The 9332-nt window shown below is 43.0% G+C and carries 8 protein-coding genes; 6 read left to right on the top strand and 2 right to left on the bottom strand.

The window, feature by feature from the left end; translation table 11 throughout:
* Nucleotides 1-31: 31 nt before the first annotated feature.
* Together dbpA and ACED29_RS14995 are read right to left on the bottom strand one after the other, a co-directional pair.
* On the bottom strand, nucleotides 32-1435 hold the full coding sequence (dbpA, locus tag ACED29_RS14990; protein ID WP_182697604.1) for an ATP-dependent RNA helicase DbpA: 1404 nt from the start codon (nucleotides 1433-1435) through the stop codon (nucleotides 32-34).
* Nucleotides 1436-1759: 324 nt separating this feature from the next.
* On the bottom strand, nucleotides 1760-2626 hold the full coding sequence (locus tag ACED29_RS14995) for a pirin family protein (protein ID WP_371697988.1): 867 nt from the start codon (nucleotides 2624-2626) through the stop codon (nucleotides 1760-1762).
* Nucleotides 2627-3040: 414 nt separating this feature from the next.
* Here ACED29_RS14995 and ACED29_RS15000 point away from each other — a divergent pair, with 414 nt between their 5' ends.
* The 6 genes from ACED29_RS15000 (at nucleotide 3041) to ACED29_RS15025 (ending at nucleotide 9146) form a co-directional block, all read left to right on the top strand.
* Nucleotides 3041-3493 (top strand): hypothetical protein, encoded by a 453-nt coding sequence (locus ACED29_RS15000; protein WP_371697989.1) that lies wholly within the window; start codon nucleotides 3041-3043, stop codon nucleotides 3491-3493.
* 377 nt (nucleotides 3494-3870) lie between these two features.
* Nucleotides 3871-4350 carry a hypothetical protein gene (locus ACED29_RS15005; RefSeq protein WP_371697990.1) on the top strand — a complete coding sequence of 160 codons (480 nt, stop codon included), beginning with the start codon at nucleotides 3871-3873 and terminating at the stop codon, nucleotides 4348-4350.
* Nucleotides 4351-5336: 986 nt separating this feature from the next.
* Nucleotides 5337-5519, top strand: coding sequence for a YhhA family cyclophane-containing RiPP (gene yhhA, locus ACED29_RS15010; RefSeq protein ID WP_351010262.1), 183 nt, complete (start codon nucleotides 5337-5339; stop codon nucleotides 5517-5519).
* A 9-nt stretch (nucleotides 5520-5528) separates the two neighbouring features.
* On the top strand, nucleotides 5529-7688 hold the full coding sequence (gene yhhB, locus ACED29_RS15015; protein WP_371697991.1) for a cyclophane-forming radical SAM/SPASM peptide maturase YhhB: 2160 nt from the start codon (nucleotides 5529-5531) through the stop codon (nucleotides 7686-7688).
* Nucleotides 7657-8673, top strand: coding sequence for a hypothetical protein (locus tag ACED29_RS15020; RefSeq protein WP_371697992.1), 1017 nt, complete (start codon nucleotides 7657-7659; stop codon nucleotides 8671-8673). The genes yhhB and ACED29_RS15020 overlap by 32 nt, the downstream gene beginning before the upstream one ends.
* A complete protein-coding gene (locus ACED29_RS15025; RefSeq protein ID WP_371697993.1) occupies nucleotides 8673-9146 on the top strand; it encodes a hypothetical protein in 474 nt (157 codons plus the stop codon). Before ACED29_RS15020 ends, ACED29_RS15025 begins: the two co-directional genes overlap by 1 nt.
* Nucleotides 9147-9332 lie beyond the last annotated feature (186 nt).

The following is a 9332-nucleotide window of genomic DNA, read 5'->3' on the forward strand; positions in this document are numbered from 1 at the left end:
CGTTTTAAGCGATTCGTTTTAAGTGCAGCCGTTACATAAACCAAGCTCGGTAGCTACGGCCTTTTAACTTACCTTTACTGATAATGTTTAATGCTTGCTTAGACACATTACTTTTTACAGCAAAGTACGCACGAATGTCAGTCACTTTAATTTTACCGATATCGTTAAAATCTAACCCATTACCACCAGTTAATGCACCAACAATGTCACCTGGACGAATTTTTTGCTTTTTACCGGCTTCAATTTGAATTGTAACCATTTCAGCAGCAAGCGGTTGCTTGTTTAACGCACTCATTGGCGGTAAAGGCTCGCTGACCACGTCTTTATTCATGGCTTCTTCAATCATCGCCATTTTGTAACCATCTTCTTCACCAAAGAAAGTATAAGCGCTGCCCGAACTGCCTGCACGGCCAGTACGACCAATACGGTGAATATGCACTTCGGTATCGTAGGCAATATGATAATTAAATACCGCATCTAATTCATCAATGTCCAAACCACGTGCCGCGACGTCAGTGGCCACTAAAATGCGCGCACTACGATTAGCAAATTGGAGTAACATTTGATCACGATCCCGTTGCTCTAAGTCGCCATGCAATGCTAATACACTAAAGCCAAACTCATGCAATGAGTCAGCCACTTGTTGGGTTTCACGCTTGGTATTACAAAACACCACAGAGCTTTCTGGCTGCTTATCCAGTAACAATAAACGCAATGCTTCAAGACGACCTTGGCTATCTTCAATACGGTAGAAATGCTGATCAATCGTTAAGTTGTCGTGCTTAGCCTCAACTTTAACCATTACTGGGTTATACATAATTTGATCGGCAATCGACTTAATTTGATCAGGGAAAGTCGCGCTAAACAATAACGTTTGACGCTCACGCGGCGCGGCAGCAATAATTTGATCAATATGCTGTTGAAAACCCATTTCTAGCATGCGATCCGCTTCATCTAAAATCAGCGTATCCATGTTGCTTAAATCTAAACGGTTACGATCTAAATGATCGACAATCCGCCCCGGCGTGCCGACAATAATATGCGCGCCATGTTCTAGTGAACCCACTTGCGGCCCCATTGGAACACCACCGCAAAGCGTAAGCACTTTTACGTTATGAATACCACGAGCTAAGGTACGGATTTCTTTAGCGACTTGATCGGCTAATTCGCGTGTTGGACACAACACCATAGTTTGGATACGGAAGCGTTTTACATCCAACTTATTCAAAAGCCCTAAACCAAAAGCGGCAGTTTTACCCGAGCCAGTCATCGCTTGACCAATAACATCTTCACCAGCCAAAATCGGCGGTAAGCTCTCGGCTTGGATCTGAGTCATCGATTCAAAACCCATAGTTTGGAGGTTTTCAAGCAATTCAGGTTTTAAATTAAGTGATGCGAAAGCCGGGTTAACGACTTGTTCTGTAGACTGACTCAAGGCAAATATCCTCTGATATCGAAAGGTAAAAAGCAGACAAAAGCTGCAAAAAAATATACCAATACCATTACATAAATGAGCCATTATCATGCAAAAAATCCGTTAATAGCGAAACAAAATGAACCTATACAATGATGTATATGAAAAAATGCTTACTGCTATTTTTGAACGATTTATCTTGCCAGAAGGAACAGATAATAAATAAGATTGGTGTTAGCACAGGTATTAAAACAAACCCGAGCCAGATGTCAGCTATTGTAGCAATTTTATTGCTAGTTCGCAGACAAATATTTACCGAGAGCTCTACTTATGGTGCACCTAAGACTACACAATTTGGCCAAAATGACCTTGCTGATAATCGCGAACAGCTTGCTCTATCTCAGCTCGGGTATTCATTACGAACGGGCCCATCTGGACAATTTTTTCATTAATAGGCTTGCCCGCTAATATTAACAGCCCAGCACCAGTCGCCTCAGTTTGAAAACAGCACACTTCTTGTGCGTCCAACACTAACAACTGCCCTGCTCCTGCGGTTTCACGTAGACCTTGTGAATCAATATAGTTAAGTTCACCTGCATACACATAAACGCATACGGTTTGGTGCTCAGCAAGGCTCAAGGTGCCATGACCATATGCAGTTAAGGTTAAATCGGCAATGGCTCCTTGACCAGCTAACCCCTGAATAGCTGACGTAATCTTATGTGGTTGATTAATAAATCCCCAACGCCCCGCCAAGGCAACAAGTGATGCACCGTGTTCGTTATCTAAATGTGGGTTAGCCTGTTGGCTGGTGTCTTGATAAATCGGCGGGCGCATTTTGTGTTTTGCTGGCATATTGATCCAAATTTGGAACCCATGCAGCCCTTCTTTGGCATCGGCTAATGGCATTTCAGAATGCACCACGCCACTGCCAGTACTCATCCACTGAACGTCACCAGCACGAATAGGTTTAACATTGCCCATTTGATCGCGATGTTCAAAGCCACCTTTACGAATATAAGTAAAGGTTTCTACACCTCTGTGTGGATGCGGCGGAAAACCACCAATAAAATCTTGTTCATCATCAGACTTAATCTCATCAATCATTAAATATGGATCGAAACGAAGCTTGTCAAAGTCAGCAACACGATTGATGTTCACACCATCACCGTCCATTGCAGGCAAGGCGCTAATACGCTGTAATACTTTCATGAAAACCTCGGCGACTAAAAAATAATCTTTCAATCATAGCAGCCATCTAACTGAATAAATATTGCATAATAGTGTCGTTTCCTTTCTAAAAAATCGACTAATAAAAGAACTTATGTCTTTTGCTCAAACAAGATAAATTTATCCAAACACATTAATGAACTTTACTATCTATTAAAACCTTGAAGTCTCAGCATAACGCTCGAACTCGTTCACTACTGAATGATATTCGTCATAAGCTGTGTTGTTATGACGCTAAAAGTCATCTAGTTTAATAGTAGCGATTCGATTCAAGTAGATTTTCAATGAGTGACAGTCTTAGTTTGTCATAAGTGTCGCGTATAGGGCGTAGTAAGGTGACTTTGTATTGCGATTATTCTAAATGGACGTAAGTATCTAATATACAGGGAGTACTAAATGTGGAACGAAGCTGAAGCGACTTGGATGCAAAGAGGTCAAGTCGAGTACGGCATTTTCCAAATCGATGCAACTGATGAATGCCCAACATGGCGTCGACACTCACGTGGTCCACAGACCCAATTCCGTAGCGTACGAAATGGGCTGTTTGGAAAACAAGGAGCGCGCAAAGCTTGTCTCGGACAAGCATCATATCCGAAGGGGCGGTATTCTATTGGAAATGAATTATTTGTCCCATACGTCGCAACATGGCTACATGGATTTCATCATGCATACTTGGTGCGCCCGAGCGCAGGAGTACCAGAAGTAACGTTGGTGCCCGTATCGGCTCTGGAAGCACTAAACGAAGGCTCTGAGTCAGAGCTGTTGCGTGAACTAGCGATGATATTTGGTTTAGGAGCAGAAGCAAATGGTGTTCGTCGACTTCGCAGTGATTTCATCGAATCCATTTGAATTATGCAACAAAATAATTCTGTTGGCTCACAACTTCGAGCGGCTATCTAATGTGAAGCGCCAAGTGCACTAGGAGTTAATCAATGGAAAGTAAAAATGAAGCTTGTCATATTTGTAATGGAACGGGTAGTAACGAATCTAATTTTCAAAATCTTGATGAGAATGAACCAATTCACTATGAACCAATTGAATGCCCTAATTGAGGAGGTTCAGGTATCGAACCAGAATCCTAACATTTTCAATTTCATTCGGGTTATCTAAAAGGCATGAGAAGATGAGGATGTCTCACATTTACCAACCTGTGATGATATTATCTTTGTTACAGCAGCGTAGCGCGTGCTTGAGTCAGAGCATTACGTATATCCCTAGAGTCAATCATGGAAGAATTTAAAAGCCTAGAAGAATTAACTGTGATGGATGAAAAGCATCGATTGATGGGGGCTATCTGTGGCTCTGTGCCTAGCTTAGAAGTAATGCATGAGTATCTTTCTAAGGAAGTTCTGAACGAAGAAGTTCCTAAAGAAATCCAAGGTCAATTTAATGTTGCTAAAAATATGGCGATGTACTCTTATTATTTCTATGCTTTAGCCCCTGAAGTTCACCTTAAAACGTACACAATCATTGAACACGCATTACGGTTTAAGACTAACCCCAAAAAGAAGATGATGTTCAAAGCACTAATGAATCATGCTGTATCGCAGCGCTGGATTAAAGATTCAGGGTTCCGTCATTTAGATAATCCAACCCCTGACAATGAATGGTGCAAATCAATGGTGGATGTAATGTCTGACCTTAGGAATTCTAAAGCTCATGGTTCATCAATGTTGGTTGGTGACTGCTTGCATCACATATCGTAATGTGCTGATTTCATCAATCAACTATTCCCGTCGCTTCAAACACGTAAAAATAAAGCAAAAAGGATGCGCTAACGTGTCGATTAATTGCTATAACTCGCGAAAACTGCACTTTAATAACTTTTAAAGTGCATTTCCTTTTCTCGTTAGTGCTATGAGAGGTGTGAGGTCATTATATGTTTTAACTTCATAAAGTTATGGCACCCCCATTCTAAAGCCCTCCCGTAACATGTCATTAGGTTCTCATTTGAGCTAATGGTTAACCCAGTTTACGTGAATTATCCGTTCTCGAGAGCCTGTGGAAGCTTTTAATACGATAGCATCTTCTCCATTTAAGATTTCATGTCCGCTATCTTTAACGACAATATTGAAGTACTCCTTGCTGGAACACATTTTCTCTGCTGCTTTCAAAAGAGATTATTCTGAGCCAGTTATAAGATATCTTGCTTCACATTTACCATGCTGTATACAACGTAAACCAAAACACTCATAAGTACTTGTACCAATTTGAATTTTCATAATTATTACCTTTTTAGTTACAATGCAAAAAGGTAATATAAACCTTAGGTTAGCTTCCCCACTAAAAAACAGGACTTTTAGGCTTTACTTGTTATGAAAAACATACAATTGTAGTGGCATAGTGAATTTGGCCACGCTGTTTGAGGCGTCGCCTCCTAGAAATTATCATCCTAAGCTCATTCAATATGGCCACACTGGTCTAACTCTCTTGTCTCTAATAGAGCAAGTAGAATGAGATGAGTCAGGATGTGATTATTTATGAAGTTTTGTGTGCAGAAGGGAAGTATATCGACTGAATCTAGCTGTTTGCTTCAAAACAGCTGAAATCTGCTATAAAACACACGATTGCTGTATGTTAATACATATTAAAGTGCATTTTTTCATATTCTCAAATTTAAACAATATCTCTTGTAGTTCTGCGGAGTTATCTGCAATAATCAATTTTCTTAAAACATATCAAGGAGTATGAGATGTCGTCTGCAGCACTAAAAATTGAAGAGTCGACCTTATTGGAGATTCGTAAAGGATTAGCTAAAGGACAGAGCACCAATCCAGCAATTCAGCGCCTGCGATTTCGCGTTATAACTGAATCGGATGCAAGCCAAATGATCACCAGCTACGACCGTATGCATCATCGCCACAATCGCTCTTGAGGTAATACCTTGGACGTCGCTAAGTTTTCATCGTTTTTATTAAAAGTAGCTTCGCGGTGTAATTTGGATTGCGATTATTGCTATATTTATCACCATGCGGATCAGAGTTGGCGTTCTATGCCTAAGATCTTGTCCGAAGAGCACCTTGATGCGTTCGCTCACCGTCTTCAGGAGTATGTTTTACAAAGCGGTCTTACTCACTGTGCGGTAATTTTCCATGGTGGTGAGCCCTTACTGGCTGGGGCACAATACCTTGCTGACTTCGCCAATCAACTGCGTAACGCATGTAGTATCCCCGTCGATGTTAGTATCCAAACTAATGGACTACTGCTGACCGATCAAGTTTTAGAACTTTTTGAGAAAGCGAATATTGGTGTTTCGCTAAGCTTAGATGGGCCAAAGTCTGCCAACGATAAGCATCGTTTGACTTTGAAAGGGCGCTCTAGTTTTTCGAAGGCTGAGCAGGCATTACTACGGCTTCAAAAGTATCCATCAATCTTTGCTGGCGTCATTGCAGTCATAGATGTGTCGACCAGCGCAGAAGATCTTTTCGGGTATTTCGAAAAGTTCAATATTCCTCGACTGGATTTCTTGCTTCCAGATGCCCATTGGCTTTGTCCTCCTCCAAGACGGAACCAAGATCCTAGTATTTACGAAGAGTGGTTAGTAAACGCATTTGATGTATGGTTTAACCAATATCCACATATTCCCCTGAGAACGTTCGAAGCATTACTTGATACTTGTGTTGGATTGCCTTCTCGCACAGATGCTTTTGGCTTTGGAGATGTGAGTCTCTTGTCAATCGAAACAGACGGCAGCTACCATGATCTTGATGTCTTAAAAGTTACTCAGGACGGCGCGACGAAGCTCAAGGGCAATGTGCACGATACTCCGATCGCCGAAGTGGCTCTTTCCTCTGCAATTGAGCAGCACCGTTGTTACTTGCGAAAAGAGGGGCTGGCTGAGGTCTGTCAAACGTGTAGTATTGTCGATATTTGTGGTGGGGGGTCTTTGCCTCACCGTTTTGGCAAAAACGGCTTCGTCAACCCTACAGTGTACTGCAATGAAATGAAACGGCTTGTTACCCACATCAAAAGTCGGCTTGAGGAGCATTTGTCCTCAGAAATAATTGAAGAGGTGTTTGTTCCTTTACCAGAGAAGTTCTCGCTTGAGAGTTTCGAACTTGCTGAGATATCTAAACCTCACCTTGACTGGCTACGTGAAGGAGCCAAAATCGAATCAATTGATCATTTGAAAGCCGCCTTGCAGCTCTATGCTAGTGACGCGATTTCAAAGCAGTTCAGATGTATGGAACCAGGTGATTTAGAGCGCGTAGCAATTAATCCAGGGGCCATTGCGTGGTCTAATGCAGTGCTGGCTCAGCATCGTGGACACTTGTTGGTCGCGGTTGATGGTCAGGAAATTACAGTATCGCCAGAATATTTAAATTTTCTGCTGTCAGTCGCTGCTGAAGGTAAAAGAATAGGTGTTTGGGATGTCGGTCGCAACGATTATTGGCTGCGAGCTCCATTTGGTAAAGCCATAGTTTTTGAAGGTGACGAGCTTTCGGGTGCTGGCCAGGAACTGGTCAAGCAAGCGATGGGAATTGTCAAAGAGTGGCGTCCTGCTCTTGCTGCCGAAATGCTTGAAACATGCTGCGCAGTACAATTTATTCGGGATCCAATGGCGGATCCTCAAAAAATTGTTTCATTCAGCGATAACTCAGTCCCCGGGGCACTTTACGTGTCGATATCCCAAGCTGACGGGTTAATTGATCCTTATGATCTCGCCGATTCACTCATCCATGAACATCGTCATCAAAAGCTATATCTGCTGGAGCGTTACGCCCCAACGGTACTGAGCACATCTACACAAGTCGTTTCTCCATGGCGTGAAGACTTGCGACCACCGTCGGGATTGTTGCACGCAGTTTTCGTTTTCGTTGAGCTGAGGCGTTTTTGGATTTATGTTCGTGAACATGGGCCAGCAAACTTGCACTCTCGTGCTGTAAAACAGATTACAGATACAGACCTTCATCTCAAGAAAGCATTTGTTACCCTAGAGCAGTGCCCATTAACACAGGTGGGGCAGAATTTAGTTGATATATTTAAGTACGCAGCCAAGGAGGTGAATCCAAATGAGTTCCTTGATCTCCATTCCACTGTGTAGGTTGTCGAATGATGCGCAGTGCAGACATGCACAGCTCCGGGAATACTTCTGTGATAAGGATGCTGTTGCCACTCAAACTGGGAAGCAGTGGTTGCTTAAACTTGAATGGTCAAACGATCCTTATCGTTATGTTGATCCACGCTTAGCCGAAGGACTTGCATGGTGGGGAGATAATTTGCAATTCCAACGCATGGCAGTGGAGCGTAAGCGTAAAGGGCGTGTGCTACTGTCCTTAAATGATACATGGACTTTGGAGAGCTGGAGTGAGTGGCTGGCGCGACGATCTGGAAGTGCTAACGTCGTAGTTCTTCATGTAGATGACCACAAAGACCTTGATGCACCGAGGATATTCCTAAGTCCTGAAGGGTGGATAGATCCTATAGAGGGGCGTGCTGTAGACCTTAGCGATCCTAATTCAGTGACCAGCGCAATCGAAAGCGGCGCATTTGGAATGGGAAGCTTTCTCACCCCCTTCCTTCACCACGTGCCATACGCTGATGTACGTCATCTTTGCCAAGGCCCTAAATGTACGGGCACCTTTGACTCGGCTATCAAGCTAGAAACGGCTTTTGACTCGTTGCTTGATTTGGATGCGATTAGGCCCACCGTTGAGCTGGAATTAACCTCACTTCTAAAGGGAGTCGCGCGCGGCCGATATCGTTATACAGATGATATGGATGCCTGGCTCGAAGGTCTTGATTGTCAGACGAGAATCAATGACACAACTTTTTTGCTTCATATCGACATGGATTATTTCTGCAATCGTTACGATGGAGACAGTGATGCAGTGGAACATCCACGTCCCCTTAATCTTTCGCTGCCTCAAGTATTAGCTCAGATAGATAAACTTACTGAAGCCCTGCGATGCCGCTCATTGCTAGAGTGTCTTGAAGACATAGTGATTGCCTTCTCACCAGGCTTTTTTCCAGCAGAGTACTGGGCCCCTAGTTGTGAGCGACTTCTAGAAGGTTTGGGAGAGTCTTAATGGCTCGGCCATTGAACGGTACACGGTCTAGACGAGTTCGGCATGCAACACCCAAACCTTTAGCAGTAAAAGCAAAGTCAAAGCTAGGTCCAGTCAGCGCAGAAGATGTTGAGTTTCTCCGTACCTCTGGTTCGCGACATAAAGGTGGCGGGCCCGGATGCGAAGCTTGGCTCGTAATGGTGAATGGTAAAAGAGCTGGTACCGCCTATATCAACTTGCTAGATGATCCTATTCGAGGACGTCATCCGTCATTTCATGTGTTCCTGAATCGTCCTAGCCAAGGTCGACAAATTGGGCGTGTCGTCTATAAAAGTTGCTGTTTACTCAGTCAATACGATGTTATCTATGCTCACATGCGAAAATCAAATACGGCTTCTCGCAAAGCCGCCGAACACGGGGGTTTTATCGATGTGACAGACCGAGGCGATGCACAACTTGTAATGGTTTGGTGCAGGAAAAATGATGTTAAATGATAAAAAGATTTTGAGCGATCCAATCTAGAACGATATTAATCGTAGAGTTTCGCTTCCAAGTAAGTACTTAAGTGAACTGACTTAACTCACAATAGTGATTCCTAAAACAGAGTATGAATACTATATGTAGCGGTCAAGTTAAATTGGCCACGGTTTTAGAGTCATTCCGATATAAACGTTCTGACT

Origin of the sequence: Shewanella sp. 5S214 (assembly GCF_041439795.1) — a bacterium.
Lineage (GTDB): Bacteria > Pseudomonadota > Gammaproteobacteria > Enterobacterales > Shewanellaceae > Shewanella > Shewanella vesiculosa.